The sequence below is a fragment of the Caballeronia jiangsuensis genome (assembly GCF_046030135.1).
Taxonomy (GTDB): domain Bacteria; phylum Pseudomonadota; class Gammaproteobacteria; order Burkholderiales; family Burkholderiaceae; genus Caballeronia; species Caballeronia jiangsuensis.
In genome coordinates this window covers 42,119-61,157 of sequence record NZ_JAQQDB010000029.1, presented here as the reverse complement: position 1 = coordinate 61,157, position 19,039 = coordinate 42,119, and the positions used below count along the sequence as shown (strand labels likewise).

16 protein-coding genes are annotated in these 19,039 nt (G+C 62.0%); 10 read left to right on the top strand and 6 right to left on the bottom strand.

The window, feature by feature from the left end; all coding sequences use genetic code 11:
* Positions 1–26: 26 nt before the first annotated feature.
* The 5 genes from PQR08_RS26570 (at position 27) to PQR08_RS26550 (ending at position 5,420) form a co-directional block, all read left to right on the top strand.
* Positions 27–776, top strand: a complete 750-nt coding sequence (locus tag PQR08_RS26570; protein WP_408162871.1) for an electron transfer flavoprotein subunit beta/FixA family protein — start codon at positions 27–29, stop codon at positions 774–776.
* Positions 776–1,711, top strand: a complete 936-nt coding sequence (locus PQR08_RS26565) for an electron transfer flavoprotein subunit alpha/FixB family protein (protein WP_250486321.1) — start codon at positions 776–778, stop codon at positions 1,709–1,711. The genes PQR08_RS26570 and PQR08_RS26565 overlap by 1 nt, the downstream gene beginning before the upstream one ends.
* Before the next feature lie 13 nt (positions 1,712–1,724).
* Positions 1,725–1,979, top strand: coding sequence for a hypothetical protein (locus PQR08_RS26560; protein WP_238292097.1), 255 nt, complete (start codon positions 1,725–1,727; stop codon positions 1,977–1,979).
* Positions 1,980–2,129: 150 nt separating this feature from the next.
* Entirely contained in the window at positions 2,130–3,653 is a 1,524-nt protein-coding gene (locus PQR08_RS26555) for a sensor domain-containing diguanylate cyclase (RefSeq protein ID WP_238292099.1), read from the top strand.
* 114 nt (positions 3,654–3,767) lie between these two features.
* Positions 3,768–5,420 carry a response regulator gene (locus PQR08_RS26550; RefSeq protein ID WP_250486320.1) on the top strand — a complete coding sequence of 551 codons (1,653 nt, stop codon included), beginning with the start codon at positions 3,768–3,770 and terminating at the stop codon, positions 5,418–5,420.
* Between the two features lie 10 nt (positions 5,421–5,430).
* Here the strand turns inward: PQR08_RS26550 and PQR08_RS26545 are convergent, their stop codons facing one another.
* From PQR08_RS26545 to PQR08_RS26530, 4 genes are all read right to left on the bottom strand, one after another.
* Complete coding sequence (locus tag PQR08_RS26545) at positions 5,431–6,378, bottom strand: amino acid ABC transporter substrate-binding protein (RefSeq protein ID WP_250486319.1); 948 nt, start codon at positions 6,376–6,378, stop codon at positions 5,431–5,433.
* 12 nt (positions 6,379–6,390) lie between these two features.
* Positions 6,391–7,695, bottom strand: coding sequence for a dicarboxylate/amino acid:cation symporter (locus PQR08_RS26540; protein WP_238212026.1), 1,305 nt, complete (start codon positions 7,693–7,695; stop codon positions 6,391–6,393).
* 686 nt (positions 7,696–8,381) lie between these two features.
* Positions 8,382–9,062 carry a peptidoglycan recognition protein family protein gene (locus PQR08_RS26535; RefSeq protein ID WP_250486318.1) on the bottom strand — a complete coding sequence of 227 codons (681 nt, stop codon included), beginning with the start codon at positions 9,060–9,062 and terminating at the stop codon, positions 8,382–8,384.
* 87 nt (positions 9,063–9,149) lie between these two features.
* Positions 9,150–9,737, bottom strand: a complete 588-nt coding sequence (locus tag PQR08_RS26530; protein ID WP_250486317.1) for a PAAR domain-containing protein — start codon at positions 9,735–9,737, stop codon at positions 9,150–9,152.
* Positions 9,738–10,145: 408 nt separating this feature from the next.
* Between PQR08_RS26530 and PQR08_RS26525 the strand changes: the two genes are divergently transcribed.
* Both PQR08_RS26525 and PQR08_RS26520 read left to right on the top strand, forming a co-directional pair.
* On the top strand, positions 10,146–11,807 hold the full coding sequence (locus tag PQR08_RS26525; protein ID WP_238292107.1) for an FAD-dependent oxidoreductase: 1,662 nt from the start codon (positions 10,146–10,148) through the stop codon (positions 11,805–11,807).
* Positions 11,804–13,207, top strand: a complete 1,404-nt coding sequence (locus PQR08_RS26520) for an ATP-binding protein (protein WP_250486316.1) — start codon at positions 11,804–11,806, stop codon at positions 13,205–13,207. Before PQR08_RS26525 ends, PQR08_RS26520 begins: the two co-directional genes overlap by 4 nt.
* Positions 13,208–13,212: 5 nt before the next feature.
* On the opposite strand, the gene PQR08_RS26515 is transcribed toward PQR08_RS26520, so the two are convergent.
* On the bottom strand, positions 13,213–14,745 hold the full coding sequence (locus PQR08_RS26515; protein WP_250486315.1) for a complex I subunit 4 family protein: 1,533 nt from the start codon (positions 14,743–14,745) through the stop codon (positions 13,213–13,215).
* A 349-nt stretch (positions 14,746–15,094) separates the two neighbouring features.
* On the opposite strand from PQR08_RS26515, the gene PQR08_RS26510 reads away from it, so the two are divergent.
* Together PQR08_RS26510 and PQR08_RS26505 are read left to right on the top strand one after the other, a co-directional pair.
* Complete coding sequence (locus PQR08_RS26510) at positions 15,095–15,343, top strand: adhesin (protein ID WP_238212037.1); 249 nt, start codon at positions 15,095–15,097, stop codon at positions 15,341–15,343.
* A gap of 289 nt (positions 15,344–15,632) precedes the next feature.
* A complete protein-coding gene (locus tag PQR08_RS26505; RefSeq protein ID WP_250486314.1) occupies positions 15,633–16,451 on the top strand; it encodes a glycosyltransferase family protein in 819 nt (272 codons plus the stop codon).
* Positions 16,452–16,528: 77 nt separating this feature from the next.
* Here PQR08_RS26505 and PQR08_RS26500 read toward each other — a convergent pair whose 3' ends face one another.
* On the bottom strand, positions 16,529–17,881 hold the full coding sequence (locus PQR08_RS26500; protein WP_250486313.1) for an NAD(P)/FAD-dependent oxidoreductase: 1,353 nt from the start codon (positions 17,879–17,881) through the stop codon (positions 16,529–16,531).
* A gap of 110 nt (positions 17,882–17,991) precedes the next feature.
* Between PQR08_RS26500 and PQR08_RS26495 the strand changes: the two genes are divergently transcribed.
* Positions 17,992–18,984 (top strand): LysR family transcriptional regulator, encoded by a 993-nt coding sequence (locus PQR08_RS26495; protein ID WP_187607091.1) that lies wholly within the window; start codon positions 17,992–17,994, stop codon positions 18,982–18,984.
* The last annotated feature ends 55 nt before the right edge of the window (positions 18,985–19,039 follow it).

Below are 19,039 nucleotides of genomic sequence, written 5' to 3'. Positions count from 1 at the left end.
ATGCAAAAACGAACCGGGAGATGGATTTGAAGATACTTGTGCCTGTAAAGCGCGTGGTCGACTACAACGTGAAGGTCCGGGTGAAGTCGGATAACACGGGCGTCGATATCGCCAACGTGAAGATGTCGATGAATCCGTTCGACGAGATCGCTGTTGAAGAAGCTGTGCGATTGAAGGAAGCGGGTGTTGCCACGGAAGTGATCGCTGTGTCGTGCGGCGTGACGCAGTGTCAGGAGACGTTGCGTACCGCGCTGGCCATCGGCGCGGATCGCGCTGTGATGGTGGAAACGTCGGAAGAGTTGCAGCCTTTGGCCGTCGCGAAGCTGTTGAAGGCGCTAGTCGATCAGGAGAAGCCTGATTTGATCATCCTCGGCAAGCAGGCTATCGACGACGATTCGAATCAGACCGGTCAGATGCTTGCTGCATTGGCAGGTCTGCCGCAGGCGACGTTTGCATCGAAAGTCGTGGTCGCGGATGGCAAGGCGACTGTATCGCGTGAAGTCGATGGCGGCGCCGAGACGCTTTCTTTGAAGCTTCCCGCAGTGGTCACCACTGATCTGCGCCTGAACGAGCCGCGCTACGTGACGCTGCCGAACATCATGAAGGCGAAGAAGAAACCCTTGACGACGGTGAAGCCCGCCGATCTGGGCGTCGATGTCGCGCCGCGTCTGAAGACGCTGAAGGTTGTCGAGCCGCCGAAGCGCAGCGCGGGCATTACGGTTCCCGACGTGAAGGCATTGGCCGAAAAGCTGAAGAACGAAGCGAAGGTAATCTGATGACGACTTTAGTTATTGCTGAACACGACAACGCGTCGATCAAGGCAGCGACGTTGAATACGATTGCGGCTGCGTTGAAGATCGGTGGCGATGTGCATGTGCTGATCGCAGGTTCGAACGCGCAAGGCGCGGCGGATGCGGCAGCGAAGATCGCGGGCGTCGCAAAAGTGCTGCTCGCCGATGCGCCTCAACTCGCTGACGGCCTCGCAGAAAACATCGAAGGCACTGTACTGAACATCGCGAAAAACTATTCGCACATCTTCGCGCCCGCGACGGCTTACGGTAAGAACATCGCGCCGCGTATCGCCGCACATCTCGATGTCGCGCAGATCAGCGATATCACCGCCGTCGATAGCGCCGACACGTTCGAGCGTCCAATCTACGCGGGCAATGCCATCGCCACGGTGCAATCGAGCGATCCGATCAAGGTCGTCACCGTTCGCGCGACGGGTTTCGATCCGGTTGCTGCGGAAGGTGGTAACGCTCAGATCGAAAAGATCGAAGCCGCTGCCGACGCAGGCATCTCGCAGTTCGTGAGCCGTGAAGTGACGAAGCTGGATCGTCCGGAACTGACGAGCGCGCACATCATCGTGTCGGGTGGACGTGGGCTGGGCAGCGGCGAGAACTATACGAAAACGCTGGAACCGCTCGCCGACAAACTCAACGCGGCCTTGGGAGCATCGCGCGCAGCAGTCGATGCGGGATACGTGCCGAACGATTATCAGGTCGGTCAAACCGGCAAGATCGTCGCGCCGCAACTGTACGTGGCGGTCGGCATCTCGGGCGCGATTCAGCATCTCGCGGGCATGAAGGATTCGAAGGTCATCGTCGCGATCAACAAAGACCCGGAAGCGCCGATTTTCAGCGTGGCCGATTACGGTCTCGTCGGCGATCTCTTCACGGTCGTGCCGGAACTCGCGAACGAACTGGCCTGAGGCCACGACAACCATGCTGGCGATCATTCAAGACAAGGTGCGAAGCGACGCGGCCAAGCTCGCCGACAAGGAGGACGCGACGCTCTGGCGCTGGTTCTCCGAACTCTACGACGAAGGCCGAATCCGCTGGTGCCGTTCCGCGCAAGGATGGCTCGTCAGCGTGGATCACAAGCATCTCGCGACGGAACCGGACTTCGACACGGCGATCCGCGTTTCGCGCGAGCGGTATTACAGCGGCAGGCTCAAGCGGGCGGAGGGGCGTCGTTGAGATATCGTTGGTTTGTATTGCGATGCGTCCAAAATCCCTTCCCTACACCTGAATCAGACAAATAGGAGAGAATAACGACCTGCTCGCTGACCGAGGACCGTTCAGAGCAAACAAAAACTCGCGAGTCAGGATTCCGGGGACACCCAAATAGTGGCAACCGAAAAAATCTACAACCCGAGTCTCAACACGCAGCCGCCGCCGCGCGCGCGAACATCGACGCCGAACGTCATCGTGCTGTGCGGCACGCTCATCGCGCTCGTCATGATGGGGCTTTGCGCGCTGGTTCTCTATCAGGGCAGAGTCGATGCGCTCGATCGCGCGCGCGACACGTCGCGCAATCTGGCGCTGCTCGCCGAACGCGATATCGAGCGTAATTTCGAGTTGTACGAGTTGTCGCTGCAAGCCGTCGTCGAGGGCGTACAGCGCGACGATGTGATCAGCCTGTCGCCCCGGCTGCGCAACGACGTGCTGTTCGACCGGGCCGCGACCGCCCGCGATCTGGGCTCGATCCTCGTGCTCGACGAGACCGGCAAAATCGTGATCGATTCCGGCAGCGTGCCGCCCAGAGCGGGTAACTTTGCCGACCGCCGTTACTTCACGGTTCAGCGCGACAACCCCGACACCGGGCTTTATCTCAGCAGCCCTTACACGTCGCGACTGCGCGGCGGCGCGCCCAGCATCGCGCTCAGCCGCAGGCTCTCGCATCCCGACGGCTCGTTCGCGGGCGTCGCGATGCTCTCCATCAACCTCGAATACTTTCGCAATCTTTTCGCGGGACTTTCGCTCGGGCCGCACGGCGCCGTGTCGCTGATCAATCACGACGGCGTGATGATCATGCGTCAACCCTTCGATCCGCTCGTGATCGGCCGCGACATCAGCAAGGCCGACACCTTCAGGCACTTCCGCGCGGCCGAGCAGGGCAGCTTCACGGAGACATCGTCGATCGACGGCCGGCGCCGCCTCTACTATTTCCGCAACTTTCCGAGCCTGCCGCTGATCATCATGGTGGCCGAAGGAGAAGAGGACATCTACGCGGCGTGGCGGCGGCGCGCGCTCATCATCGGTTCGTCGATGGGCGTGCTCGCGGCCGGCTTCATCGCGTTGTCGTTCGTGCTCGCCGCGCAATTCAGACGGCGCATGCGCGCGGAATCCGAACTGCAATTGCTCGCGCGTACCGATGGACTGACCGGGCTGCACAATCGCCGCACGCTGGGCGAGATTCTCGATCAGGAATGGCGCAGGGCGTGTCGCACGCGCAGTCTCTTTTCCCTGCTGTTCGTCGATATCGATCGCTTCAAGGCGTTCAACGATGCCTACGGTCATCAGGCCGGCGACGATGCGCTCGCCGCCGTCGCGCGCTGCATCGGCGACAACATCCGGCGGCCCGGCGATACCGCGGCGCGCTATGGCGGCGAGGAATTCGTCGTCGTGCTGCCCGACACCCCCGCCGACGGCGCCGCGAAAATCGCGGAGAAGATTCGCGCGGCCATCAGCGATCTGTCGATCGAGCACGCGGGCAGCGAGTTCGGCCGCGTCACGGCGAGCATCGGCCTCGCGAGCTGGCGGCCGGAGCGCGATGACGACGTGAGCGCGCTCATCCGCGCCGCCGACGAGGCGCTCTACGACGCGAAGGCACGCGGCCGCAATCGGGTGATGCTGGCGAGCCCCGCCTGAAATACCGCAGAAGACTGGACGAAAGTTCGTCGCGCGCACAGGACGTTTTTATCGGGTGCGCCGTGTGCTAGGGTTGCCGTAGCTCTCGCCGCGCGATCAACCGTATTCCCTCCGATGACCCAAGTCCCCGATTCCGACGCACATCGTCTCTCCGCCGTGGCGCGCTATCGCGCGCTCTTCAACGCAATCGACGATGGCTTCTGCATCATCGAATTCTTCGACGGCCCGCATGGACCGCTCAGCGACTATGTTCACGTCGAAGCGAACTCGGGATACGAGCGGCATACGGGCATTCCGGACGTGATGGGCAAGACCCTGCGCGAGATCGATCCGACCGAGGCCGACCACTGGATCGAACTCTACGGCACCGTGCTGCGCACCGGCGTCCCAACCCGATTCGAGCGCTACTTTCTGACAGCGGGCCGGCACATCGAGGTGTCGGCGGCGCGCGTCGAACCGGCAAGCCTGCGGCAGGTATCGGTGCTGTTTCGCGATATCTCGGCGCGCAAGCATGCAGAGGAGGAACGCGATCGCGCGGACGCGTCGCTGCGCTCGCTCAATGAAACGCTCGAACAGCGGGTCGCGGAGCGCACGGCGGAGCTGATGCGCGCGGAAGAGCAACTGCGACAGGCGCAGAAGATGGAAGCGGTCGGCCAGCTCACCGGCGGCCTCGCGCACGACTTCAACAATCTGCTGGCGGGCGTGTCGGGCTCGCTGCAGTTGCTGAGCATCCGGCTGAGCCAGGGGCGCATCGCCGAGGTCGACAAGTACGTCGTCGCGGCACAAGGCGCGGTGCGGCGCGCGGCGGCACTGACACACCGGCTGCTCGCGTTTTCGCGGCGGCAAACGCTCGATCCGCGACCCACGGATGTCAACGCGCTCGTGAACGGCATGACCGATATGATCCAGCGCACGGCCGGGCCGGGCATCAAGGTCGAGGCTGTCGGCGCGGCGGGTCTGTGGCCCGCGCTGGTCGATTCGGGCCAGCTCGAAAACGCGCTGCTGAACCTGTGCCTCAATGCCAGAGACGCGATGCCCGACGGCGGGCGCATCACGATCGAAACCGCCAACAGATGGATCGACCGGCGCGCGGCCCAGACCCACGACATGCCCGAAGGCCAGTTCCTGTCGCTGTGCGTGACCGACACCGGAACCGGCATGACGCCCGACGTGATCGCGAAGGCGTTCGATCCGTTCTTCACCACCAAGCCGATCGGCATGGGCACCGGCCTCGGACTCTCGATGATCTACGGCTTCGCGAGACAATCGGGCGGTCAGGTGCGGATCTATTCGGAAGCCGGGCAGGGCACGACGGTGTGCATCTATCTGCCGCGTTTCTATGGCGGTGTCGATGGCGACGCCGCCGATCACGCCGCGTCGCCCATCTCGGGCGCGGAGGCGGGCGAGACGGTGCTGATCGTCGACGATGAACCGAGCGTGCGCATGCTGATCGTCGATGTGCTCGAAGAGGCCGGCTATCAGGTGATCGAAGCGGCCGACAGCGTGGCCGGGCTGAAGCTGTTGCAATCGAATGTCAGGGTCGATTTGCTCATCAGCGATGTCGGGCTTCCCGGCGGCATGAACGGCCGCCAGATGGCCGATGCCGCGCGGCAGACGCGCCCCGATCTGAAGGTGCTTTTCATCACCGGCTACGCGGAAAACTCGGTGATCGGCAACGGCCGGCTGGAGCCCGGCATGCAGGTGCTGACCAAGCCGTTCGCGATCGAAACGCTCGCCGCGCGCGTGCGCCAACTGGTGGACGAATAGCGGCGCGCGCTCACTGCGCCTCGCCGCCCGCCATCGTCTCGATGATGCTTTCGAGCTGCGCGCTCATCGGCATGTCGAGGCTCGTGCCCGACGGCAGACGTTGCAGGAACCAGCGCTTGTACTGCCGCTCGATTTCGCCGTCCGCCGCGAGCTCCTGGAACGTGTCCCTCACCACTTGCGCGAGTTGCGGATCGTTCTTGCGATACATGATGCCGTACGGGTCATACGACAGATAATCGCCGATCACCTGATAGGCGCCGCCCTTCGCCGCGTTCTCGGCGATGAGGCCGTACAGCAGCACGTCATCGGTGGCGAATGCATCGGCCTGACCGTTCGCCACGCGCGCGAAGCCTTCCGCGTGGTCCGGCACGACCTGCAACTGAATGCCGAGGCCGAACTTCCTGTCGATGTCGCGCAGCGCCTTTTCGTTGGTGGTGCCTGCCGTCACCGCGACCTTCTTTCCCGCGAGATCGCGAAACGACCGGATCGGCGAGCCTTTTTTGACCATCACCTTGGTGCCGGCCACGAAGAAGATCGGCGAGAAGGCCACGCGCTTTTGCCGCTCGACGTTGCTCGTGGTCGAGCCGCATTCGAGATCGACGCGGCCATCGGCGACCGCATCGATACGATTCTCCGGCGTCACCGGCACCCACTGAATCTTCAGGGTCCTGTGGACCGCGTTGCCGACCGCTGCGACGAGCGCCTTGCACAGTTCGATGGAATAGCCGATCGGCTCCTTGCGCGCATTGAGATAGGAGAACGGCACCGACGATTCTCGATAGCCGAGCGCGATCGTGCCCGTGTCGCGCGCCTTGGCGAGCGTGCCCGACAAGGTTGCGGGCGCGTAGGCGTCGTTGTTCGGCGGAGGCGTCTGCACGTCGTCGGCCGCACGCGCGACGAAGGCCACGGCGAGCAGGCTGGCCAGAGCCAGCGCCGCCCAGAAGCGCTGCGTCTTCATGGCTCGCCTCCCTCAGACCTGCGCCGGATGCGCCAGCGAGGCTTCCTGTTCGGCTTCGATGCGCGCCGCATTAGCTGCCGCGTCCCGTTCCGACAACAGCTCGCCTTCCCACTTGGCGACGACCGCGCTCGCGATGGAATTGCCGACCGCGTTCGTGGCGGAGCGGCCCATGTCGAGGAAGGTGTCCACGCCGAGGATCAGCAGCAGGCCCGCCTCGGGAATGTTGAAGTGATTGAGCGTGGCCGCGATCACGACCAGCGACGCGCGCGGCACGCCGGCCATGCCCTTCGACGTCAGCATCAGGATCAGCAGCATCGTGAGCTGCGTGCTGAGCGACAGATGGATGTTGTACGCCTGCGCGATGAAGAGCGTCGCGAAGGTGCAGTACATCATCGAGCCGTCGAGGTTGAACGAGTAGCCCATCGGCATCACGAAGCTGGAGATCTTGCGCTTTACGCCGAAGCGGTCGAGCGCGTCGAGGATCTTCGGATACGCGGCTTCGGAACTCGCGGTCGCGAACGAAAGCATGAACGCTTCCTTGATGAGCGACAGGAGCCTGAAGACGCGCCGCCGCAGAAACGCGAAGCCCGCGAGCACCAGCAGGCCCCACAGCAGAAACAGGCTGAGATAGAAATCCGCCATGAAGACGGCGAACTTCAGCAGGATGGTCAGCCCGTTGACCGCGACGGTGGCGGCCATCGCGGAGAGCACGGCGAGCGGCGCGAGCTTCATCACGTAGCCGGTGATTTTCAGCATCACGTGCGAAAGCTGATCGATCGCGGCGAGCAGGACCTTGCCTTTATCGCCGAGCGCGGCGAGCGCGACGCCGAAGAACATCGAGAAAACGACGATCTGCAGGATCTCGTTATTGGCCATCGCTTCGGCGAACGAGCGCGGCACCATGTGGCCGACGAAGTCCTTCAGCGTGAATTTCGAGGTCGCGAGATTCGCCGATGCGCCGATGTCGGGCAATGGCAATCCCAGGTTGTCGCCGGGCCTGAGCAGATTCGACATCAGCAGGCCGAGCAGCAGGGAAACGAGCGAGGCGGTGATGAACCAGCCCAGCGCCTTGGCGAACACACGCCCGACGGAGGCCGCGTCGCCCATGTGCGCGATGCCTACGACCAGCGTGGAAAACACGAGCGGCCCGATCAGCATCTTGATGAGCCGCAGAAAGACGTCCGACACGAGCGCGATGTAGCCGGCGACTTCCGTGGCGGTCTTCTTGTCGGGGAAGCTCGTGTAGATCATGTAGCCGACCCCGATGCCGATGACCATCGCGACCAGGATCCAGACGGCGGCGGAATTCTTCTTCATGTCCAGGCCTCCATTGACTGCATATCGAACGATTGCATTTCAAATTTCGGGTGGAGCAGGCGATGCAAGGCGGGCGTGCGGTCCGCGTATGATCAGATGTTAGCGTGCTTCTCGATCCTTGCCGAGTGTGGCGCGTTTCCACGTTTTGCGGGCGTGGATGCGGACGGCGGCAGGTGCTTATCATAAGCCTTTCGGGGTGGTTGGGGACGTGAAGTCTTGTTGCGGGGGAAATCGCACCCGATTCATCGCATCGATCAGTGATGGTGATACGGGTGTCCGAATTTGGATGGCGCTCTCGCGAGTTCGCGCAAGCGAGAGCGACTGGCCTTGGCAGACAATGTGACGTACCGTGCGTTCGATTATTGAACTTCCCGTATCATCCGTTCCCTGCAGTCTTTCAGGGACTTCTCGTCGTCGATCAATTTTCCGTACGCATATTTGCAATAGTCGGATAGCTCTTTTCGTACGTCCGGCGATAGCTCATTCGTAGGCAACGGATTTCCTTCATTTGCAAATGGATTGATGAACTCTCTCCTTAGCGTTGGTCGTTTTTTCAAGAAGTAAATTACATTGTCCTCATGATCTATATAAGAGTGGTAATATCCAACGCTTAGACAAAAGCCGAGGATGAGCAAAACTACAATCATCAAAGAAAAGGCAACGCCCCTCTTTATTCTCATAACAGATTACGCCCCGGGATCAGATAAGCGAAGCTCTGAGCGCAGCAATTTGACAATATCCATTCCCAGATTTCCGGGACATGCTCGCCCCTTGTTTGTTGCAAGCCGCTGATATTCTCGATGCCCACCTAGTCTTTTAATATTAAAAAAATCCTTTAGCACGCTGCACAACGTTCTGCTTGCTCTGATCTGTTCGAGCGTCGGCTTGTCATGCTTAAGAACGACCTGATCGGTTAAGATTCCGCCAAGGTTCTTAAGCTTATCAACGAAGGACAAGCGGCTATATTCCTCTTTATAGGCCTCACCCGCCTGCACAAGGTCCGCAAGAAAAACTATTCCAATCTTGCCCGTATTGTCGCCGGCAACGTGCTCGCCGGTAAATCTAATATCACGGCCCTCGTATATTTCACCTAGGCACGAGATAGCGTAGTGGTAGCCTGTATCGTCGAAGGGCGGGCTTCTAACCATATCCTCGGCTTGCACACGTTGTATTTCTTCAATGGACGGCGCGCCACAGGAGTAGCTACGGCCTGCGTGATGCAAAACAATGTCCTGATAATCCCAATGACTCTCGCGCAAGTTACCACTCGGGGGTTTTGCGTGCCAATCCGATCGCTCGATCAGCTCATAGCCTTGTTTGCGCAGCGCATTGATAATCACGTGCCGAGTTGCGGCTTGATTATCCACAGAGATCGATGTTGCGTTATTTTGCTACCTCCCAGTGTCGAACGCGTGGATGTCCAATGTTCAATGTCGTAATCTGCGGCCATATACTTACGCGGCTCTCCCTGGACTTAATTCGCGTTTGGGTGACGAGAAAACGACGTGCATATCGATAGCACTCTCACCGTCTGTTTCTATCTTTGCGTAGCCGCTGTCGTCCGTTCTGCCGGATTGATCGATTCCCGCTACGTGAGCGACGAAATTCCGATTACGCAGCGGCTCGCCTGTAACGCTGTCCCAAACGTAGAACCAGCTCGTATGCTTGTCTTCATTTTGGCTTCGCTTGGTCGCCTCGTCGATCGACCCGTTTGACGCAGCACGCGAACCGATGACGCCAAGACTTTCGGCCAGATCGTCGTACCACGCCTCTCCCGCGAGCTTCGCAAAGATGCGGGGATGTTCCGGGCAACCACAGACGACAACGTCATTCTCCAGCGCTATCTCGCTTGCACCTAAGGTCATTCGACGTGGGCCGCCTTCCTTGGCGATGTATCCGGTTGTCTTGCAGATTGGACAATAGGCTGCCCCATCGATGAGGGCGGCCTGATGTCCACCCAACATGAAAATCAGCCCTTCGTAATCGCAGATTTCTCCGTTGTTACTGAGCTTGTCTCCGACTACTGCGAATCGTCGCATCATGTTCGGTCTCCGCTATATGATTCGTTATGCTTGCTTTTTGGCATATGTCTATGTTCTCAAAAAAACCTGCTCGATTGAGCAGGTGTTGCCAGCATACGAACGCGTCGGAGAAGCGCAACGGGACGTGGAAAACTAAATGTCAAATCAACAAACTTTGACGTCGTCGCAGGATGATGTCCGCGGGTTTTCCCGAGCTTTCCGCTCGTTTTGAGCGGAAGCGCGAGTAGCGACGAAACGGTCTTTTGCGTGACGCTGCCGCTAGCGGGCGGCAGCTCGCGAGGCGCATGACGAGCAACGGCTCGCCGGCGCTGTCCTGTGAATGCCGAAAGCTGCCCGAAACCTCCTCACCGCAGCGTCTACAATGTCTGCAACGGAAGCCGCGCCGCACGCATGGGCGCACGAACCATCATGGACAAGCCCGTGATCCTCGCCGTGGACGACGACCCGATCGTGGCCGGCGCGGTCGCGCGCGATCTGCAGGTCGCCTATGGCGAGCACTATCAGATCGTGCGCATGAATTCGGGCCCGGCGGCGCTGGAAGCGGCGCAGCATTTGCGGCTGCAGAATCGTTCCGTGGCGCTGTTCATCGCGGATCAGCGCATGCCGAAGATGAGCGGCATCGAGTTCCTCGAACAGGCCATCGAACTTTTCCCCGAAGCGAAGCGCGTGCTGCTGACCGCTTACGCCGACACCGATGCCGCCATCCGCGCGATCAACACGGTGCATCTCGATCAGTATCTGCTCAAGCCCTGGCATCCGCCCGAGCAGAATTTCTATCCCGCGCTCGACGATCTGCTCGCCGACTGGCACGCGTCCTCGCGCTCGGCGTTTCAGGGCATTCGGATTCTCGATCATCGCTGGTCGCCGCAAGGGCATCTGTTACGCGACTTCATGGCGCGCAATCACATTCCGTTTCGCTGGTTCGACGTCGAACGGCACGCCGAGGCCGATCCGCTCCTGAACGCGCTCGCTCCCGGTCAGCGTCAGTTGCCCGTGGTCGTGTTCGAGGACGGCACCGTCACGAGCCGCCCGACGATCGCGCAGATCGCCGAGAAGGTTGGGCTGCACACGCGCTCGACAACGCCGTTCTATGACCTCGTCATCGTCGGCGGCGGGCCGGCGGGACTGGCGGCGGCCGTGTACGGCGCATCGGAAGGGCTGCATGTCGCGATCATCGAATGCGATGCGCCAGGCGGGCAGGCGGGCACGAGCTCGCACATCGACAACTATCTCGGCTTTCCATCGGGCGTGAGCGGCGCGGACCTGTCAAGGCGCGCGCTCGCGCAGGCGCGGCGCTTCGGCGCGGAGATGATCCTCACGCAGCACGCGGTTGGACTGCGCATCGAGCCGCCGTACAAGTTCGTCAGACTCTCCGATGGATCGGAAGTGAGCTGTCTCGCGCTGATGGTCGCGAGCGGCGTGTCGTACCGCAAGCTCGAAGCGCGCGGCGTGCAGGAACTCACCGGCGCCGGCGTGTATTACGGCGCGGCGCTGGTCGAAGCGGTCGCCTGCTCGAATCAGGATCTCTTTATCGTCGGCGGCGCGAATTCGGCGGGGCAGGGCGCGATGTTCCTGTCGAAGTACGCGCGCTCGGTGACGATTCTCTGTCGCGGACCATCGCTGAGCGTGGGCATGTCGCACTATCTCGTCGAACAGATTCACGAGACCGAGACTATTCGCGTGCGGCCGCATACCGAAGTCGAGAGCGTGAGCGGCGACGGCCACCTCGCGGAGATCACGTTGCGCGACGTGCAGACCGGGCGTTCGGAAACGGTCCCGGCGAGCGGCCTCTTCGTGTTCATCGGCGCGGCGCCGTGTACGGAATGGCTGCGCGGCGTCGTCGAACGCGACGAGCACGGTTTTCTGCTGACGGGCCGCGCGCTCGTCAAAGGCGGCCGCGCGCCTGCGGGATGGCAGCCCGGCCGCGATCCGTTCCTGCTCGAAACGAGCGTGCCCGGCATCTTCGCGGCGGGCGATGTGCGCGCCGATTCCGTCAAGCGCGTCGCGGCCGCGGTGGGCGAAGGCTCGATCGCCGTGCACTTCATTCATCAATATCTCGCGAATCCATGAGCGATCCATCGATGCTCTTCGAGATGCCGCTCTTCGCCGGGCTGTCCGGCGGGCGCAAGCAATGGCTGCTCTCGAATCTGAGCGAGCTTCGCCTGAAGCGCGGCGAGATTCTGATGCGCGAAGGGCAGACCGTCACGCATCACTTCATCCTGCTCGAAGGCGAACTGCTGACGGAAAAGCGTGTCGCGGGCCGGCAGGTGATCGACGACACGCGCGCCGCGCCGGTTTCGATCGCGGAGGCTTCGCTGCTCGCGCGGATGCCGCTGCCCTTGACCTTCACCGCCAGCACCGATTGCTATCTCGTCTCGCTGACCGAGAGCGTCGTGCGCACGCTGATGAACGAATGCGAGTCCTTCAGCAGCCAGATCTTCCGGTCGATGTACGGCCGCATCAGCGCCTACGACATGTTCATTCTCAGCGGCGAGAAGCTGGCCGCGCTCGGACGGTTGTCGGCGGGGCTGGCGCACGAGCTGAACAATCCGGCGGCGGCCGTGGCGCGCGCGGCGGACGGCATGCGCGATGCGCTCGACAGCCTGCACCGGGCGACGCGCGCGCTCGTCCTCAGCGCGCTGCCCTCCGGCATCATGGATACGCTCGATGGATGGGCGAGCCGCGCGCCGCCCGCCGTCGATGCCACGCCTCAAGGCGCATTGCGGCAGAGCGAAGCCGAAGACCAGTTCGCGCAGTGGCTCTCGTCGCACGGACTGGAGAAGCCCTGGCTGATCGCGCCGCGGCTCGTGGCGGCCGGCTTCGCGCCGGACGAACTTGAAGCCATTGCGTCACGCGTGAGCCGCGAGCAATTCGGCGCGGCTATCGGCTGGCTCGCCGCGACCTTCGAAATGCGCTTTCTGTCCGAGCAGACCTGGCTCGGCGCGGGTCGCATCTCCGAAATCGTGAAGGCGATGAAGTCGTACTCCTACATGGATCAGGCGCCGTTGCAGGTGGTCGATATCCACAACGGGATCGAGGACACGTTGACCATCATGCAGCATCGTCTGAAGCATGGCGTCACCGTCAAGCGCGACTACGATCGCGCGCTGCCGCCCGTGCCGGTGTATGGCAGCGAGCTGAATCAGGTGTGGACCAATCTGATCGACAACGCCGTCGATGCGATGGACGAAAGCGGCGAGCTCACGATCCGCTCGCATCGGGAAGGCAACTGCGCGGTGATCGAAATCTCGGATACCGGACCCGGCATCCCGGAGGATGTGATGCCCCGGCTCTTCGAGCCGTTTTTCACGACCAAGCCGCCAGGCAAGGGCAACGGTCTCGGATTGCACATCGCGTACCGGACCGTGGTGCATCGGCATGACGGCAGGCTCACCGTGGTCGCGAACGAAAGCGGGACCACGTTCCAGGTGCGGCTGCCGCTCGTGCATCGGCATGCCGCGCCCGGTTGACGACGTCAGCCCGGCGTGCGCTCCGATACCGCTTCATGACGCGCGTTGTAGGAAGGCGCGCTGGCATCGTCGGGCAATGTGGAGCCCTGTACCGCCGACATCAGGTTCTCGACGGACGGGCCCATCGCGTCCGTGAACGTCTTCGGATGCACGCCGATCCCGAGCACCAGCACGGCCATCGCGCTGAACAGCGCGAGTTCGCGCTTGCCGAGATCGCGCAGGCCGGCCACACGCTCGTTCTTCACCGCGCCGAAGATCACGCGCTTGACCATCCACAGCGTGTAGGCCGCGCTCAGGATCAGCGACGATGCCGCCGCCGCGCCGATCCAGAAATTGAGGCGGATGGCGCCCATCAGCACCAGAAATTCGCCGACGAACCCCGACGTGCCGGGCAGGCCGACATTGGCCATCGAGAACAGCATCGCGCAGACGGCGAAGCGGGGCATCGTGTTGGCGACGCCGCCGTAGGCATCGATCGAACCGTTCTTCGTACGCTCGACGAGCACGCCCGTGCACAGCAGCATCGCGCCGGACACGATGCCGTACGACAGCATCTGCACGACCGCGCCTTCGGTGCCCATGCGGTCGAAGGTGAAGAGGCCGAGCGTCACGAGACCCATGTGCGCGACCGCCGAGTAGGCAAGCAGCTTGCGCATGTCCGTCTGCGCGAGCGCGACGAGGCTGCCGTAGATCACGGCGACGAGCGACAGCGCGATCATCGCCGGGGCGAAGAAGTGGGAGGCGTCGGGCACGATCGGCAACACGTAGCGCAACATGCCGTAACCGCCGATCTTGAGCATGCCGAGGAGCACCGCCGCGCCCGTCGGGCCTTCCGAATTCACGTCGGGAAGCCACGTGTGAACCGGGAACATCGGCACCTTGACCGAAAACGCCGCGAGGAAACAGACGAAGACGACGATCTGCGGCGTGAAGCCGAGCTTCAGCTGACGCCATGCGTCGATATCGAAGGTATGCGCCTGCGTCCAGAGATAGATCAGCGCGGCCAGCATCGCGAGCGAGCCGAGCAGCGAGAAAAAGAAGAAGCGGATGGCCGCATACACGCGCCGCTCGCCGCCCCATGTGCCGATCAGCAGATACAGCGGAATCAGCGACGCCTCGAAGAACACGAAGAACAGCATGCCGTCGAGCGATGCGAACACGCCCTGCATGCAGCCCGAGAGCACGAGAAACGCGCCGTAGTACTGCGCGACCTGCTTCGTGACCGACTGCCACGACGCGATGAAGATGATGAGCGTCGTCACCGCCGTGAGCACGGTGAACCACAGCGAAATGCCATCGACGCCCAGATGGTACGAGATGCCGAACTGCGGCAGCCACTCGACGCGCTCGACGAACTGCATCGCGCTCGACGACGCATCGAAGCGCGACAGCAACGGCACGACCGGCAGCAGGCCGAGGATCGCGCCGAACAGGGCGACGGCGCGCGAGAGCGTCGCCGACGCGCTGAAGGTCAGCACGAAGATGCCCGACACCACGGGAATCCAGATGAGAAAGCTGAGAACGGACGGCAGATGCATAAGCTTGACTTGAATCAGGCGCAAGGCACGGCCAGCACGCGATGGACGTGCTCGCTGGAAGCGCACGGCGACAGTGGAATGTAAGGCAGGACGAGATGCGCGGAGATTTGGATCCGGAAGCGCAACCCGAATACGCTAGGCGTATTCCTAAGGGTTAACGAGCATAACCGAAAAGAAAAGATTTTGGGGAATTGCGGCGTATCAAATTCATTGCGTCGGATGGCGTTGACATTTTTACCGATGACGGGTCGTGGGGCCGTCGCATCGAATAAATCATACGTTCGGTTCGGGGTTGCCCTGATTTGCCCGGAGCCGGCTGGCCCTTAGCCTAGAACGCAAGGAGACAAGCATGAAAAAAGCTTTCAAGGCCGTCGTGTTCGCGCTCGTCGCCTATCTCGTCGCCGATCGCGCGATGCTCCACGCGCAGGGCCGCGATATCGGCGCGGCCTCGTGCGCCCAGAGCGCCGCGCAAGTCGAGTTCGACGCGCTGAGCAAGGGTTTCAGTCAGGCCGCCGCGAGCAGCCAGCGCGACGCTTTCAGATCGCAATGCCTCGTATCGGGGCACGCGCAGCCCGGCGAGGCAATGGCAATGCGGTGAAACGGCAGCCGGTTCAAACGGTTTGCGCAGAGAGTAACCGAGAGGTCGACCAGGCCAGTCGCGCCCAGAGCGATCGCGTGGATATTCGCGTCGCTTGTCGATTATTTACATAGTCGAAAAATAGAGATTTGTGATTTTCGCTCTTCACATCTCGACACGCCTCCGCTTGAACGGATAAGCTGCGTTTCGGTGATGTTATCGTAAATCTCTTCTCGTGCGGCAGTAAATTGTGATTAAGTTAGACGGTTATTTTATTAATCTGGACCGAAGCGAAGACCGACTCGCTTCAATGCAATCGCAACTCGAAGAAATCGGCTTGGCCCAATATTTTCAGCGCTTTCGCGCGGTTGACGGAGCGTGCGATGGCCCCTTCGACACCGTTGGTCAAAATGGCGTATGGGCATGCCGTCGCTCGCATGAGCGGATTATCCTGGAATCCGATCAAGACGCTGCGACGATTATTCTCGAAGACGACGTGGAACTCAGTCGATATCTCCCGCATGTCATTAACGAGGGCGTAATCGAAAACATAATCGCGACTCATCCGGGAATCGACATGTTTTTCCTGGACTGCGCACCTTTTCAGGATGCGGTGCCACAGCTCATGAGGGCGGCAGAGACGAATATGCCCGGTCGAAAACAGGAAGACTCGAAGGGCGCCGATCGCCACGAGATGGTAGGCGTGGCTTTCCCGAATGCGCATGCGGTCTATGCTTTTTGCTCTGCTGCTTACGCTGTTACTCCCAAGGGAAAGGAAACGCTGCGCAAGCTCTTTGAAGCAGGACCAGACATCAGATATCCCATCGACATTCTGTATCGGGACTGGATTGCTTCCGGCGCATTGAATGCCAACATTACCGTGCCGTTTCTTGCCACGCCAAGGCACATGAGCGCCTCGACAATCGCGTACGACGAGCTCGATCAATCGCAGCACTTGAGCGAACGCAAAGGCACACTGATGAGTGCAATTCGACGCCTCTTGTTTGCAGGCGATCCCGCCCTCGACGTGAGCGCAATCGAGCCGCTGCTGCTGTGCGAGTCGCGCGACTCATCGGAGTATCGGTTCGCCATGCGTATTTACGAGTCTATGTGGTGGGACCTTCAATGATCCGCGCTTTATGATCGGGCGCAGCACGGCGGCGTGTCGCCGCCGGGTTCATATGACGCCGCGCCCGATCCACTTCGTCAGTTCACCTTCACCGTCGGCCGCACGCGTTCGCGAAGCCATTGGCTCGCGGCGTACATCACCGCTCGCTTGACGCCCGTGAGGCCCATGATGTGCCGGCGATACAGATGCCGGTAGCACGAGGCCGCGAACCATCCGTCGATGAAAAGCGGCTGCCGCAGCAACTCGCTCATCAGCGCGCCCGCCGCCCCCGCGCGTCCGAACGAAATGAGCGTGCCCTGATCGCGATATGAGAAAAGCGGCACGGCGCGATCATCGAGACGGCGCGCGAGCGCATCGGCGAGATAGACGGCCTGCTGCCAGGCGGCCTGCGCGCGCGGCGGCACGAGCGCTTCCCCTTTCGACGCGGCGCACGCGGCGCAGTCGCCCATCGCGTAGATGCCGGAACCGGGTTCGATCTGCAGCGTTCCATCGACAATGACCTGCCCGAGCCTGTTCAACGGCAAGCCTTCGAGCGTGCGCAACACGGGCGGCCCTTCCACGCCCGCGGCCCAGATCGTGATGTCGCTGGCGAGCGTTTCGCCATCCACGGTCGATACGGCATTCGCGTCCACCGCGCGCACCCGGCAGCCGAGCCGAACCTCGACGCCGAGTCCGGCGAGCACGTCCTGAGCGCGCGTCGAGATGCGCTCGGGCAGTGCGGGCAGCACGCGCGGCGCGCCTTCCAGCAGACGAATGCGGATATCGTGGGCTGGATCGAGCGACGCGAGGTGGTAGTCGCGCAGCATTTCAGCCGAGCCGCGCAGCGCGGCGGCCAGCTCGACGCCGGTCGCGCCACCGCCGATCACGGTCACGGAAACGGGCGATGCAACCGCGCCGGGCGTCGCTTGCCGTGCGTGACTCGAACGCAGCAGGCTCGATAGCAGACGCCGCCTGAACGTCTCCGCCTGCTCCACCGTCTCCAGCGTCAATGCGTGCTGTTCGGCGCCGGGAATCGAGAAGAAGTTGGTCACGCTGCCGAGCGCGAGCACGAGCGTATCGAATGCGAGCGTTCTTTTCGGCAGGAGCGGGCGTCCGTCGATATCGGTCGTCTCGTCGATGACGATCTCGCGGCGGCCACGATCGATGCTCGCGAGCGCGCCCTGCTCGAAGCGGAAGTGATTCCACTTTGCGTGCGCGGCGTAATCGATCTGATGACTCGATGCATCGATCTGGCCGGAAGCGACTTCGTGCAGGAGCGGTTTCCAGAAGTGCGTCGGGAAACGGTCGATGAGGATCACTTCGGCGCGGCGACGCTTGCCGACGCCATTGCCGAGACGCGTCGCGAGCTCGAGCCCTGCGGCGCCGCCGCCCACGATAACGATGCGATGGGGCGAATCGACCTGGTGTTGCGCATAAGGATTCAACATCATGGATCTCCCGGAGTGCTGTTGGATGCTTGACGACCTCGTTGGAAAAAATATAAGGTCGCGGAAACATTTGCGCTATTTAGTATTTATCACCGACCCATAAGTTTTTACTAATGTTAAAGACGACGACCTTCCGGCAATTGCGCACGCTGCAGACCGTTGCGCGCGTGGGCAGCATCTCGGGCGCCGCCGACGAACTGCACCTCACGCAGCCCGCGGTATCGCTGCAAATTTCGCTGCTGGGCGAGGCGGCGGGCACGCCGCTTTTGCGCAGAGTGGGGCGCGAGGTGCAACTCACGGCCGCGGGCGAGGTGATGGCGCGTTATGCGAACGAGATTCTGAGTCTGTGGAACGAGGCGGGCGAGGAAGTGGCGGCGCTGCGCGGCGAGCTGGGCGGCACGTTGCGCATCGGCGCGATCACGACGGCGGAGTATCTCGTGCCGCCGTTGCTCGTGCGCTTCACGAAAGAACGGCCCGGCGTGAAGCTGCAGTTCCGTATCGGCAATCGCGATGACATCGTGCGCATGCTCGCGACGAATGAAATCGATCTCGCGATCATGGGACGGCAACCGCGCGAATTGCGCACGAACGCCGCGGCATTCGCGAAGCATCCGATGGCGTTCGTCGCCGCGCCGTCGCATCCGCTGATGCATGCGAAGCGCCTGAGCCTGCCGGATCTCGAATCGGCGAATCTGCTCGTCAGGGAGCGCGGCTCGGGCACGCGCGTCGCGATCGAAGGGCTTTTCAAGGAGGCGGGACTGAAGCTGCATGCCGCATCGGAGCTATCGAGCAACGAAGCGATCAAGCAGCTCGTCGAAGCGGGACTGGGCGTCGCGTTTCTTTCGCTGCACGCGTGCGCGCTGGAGATGCAGGCGGGCTTGCTCGCGACGCTTCCCGTGCCATCGACGCCGATCGAGCGCGCGTGGCATGTGGTGCATATGTCGGAGCGGCGTCTGCCTCAGGTCGCCAATGCGTTCAGGGAGTTTTTGATGCAGTCGGGAGCGGCGGTGGCGGGGTTGACTGCGCCGCCGGAGATGCATAAGGCGCGTTCGGGACGGAAGAAGATGGAAGTCGGCGATGCGACTGGTGTTCGTCGGAAGGTCTGATTGGCAGCACGTGGCGCGAGCTATCGAAGATCGAAGCGCGCCTTCTATTCGACAC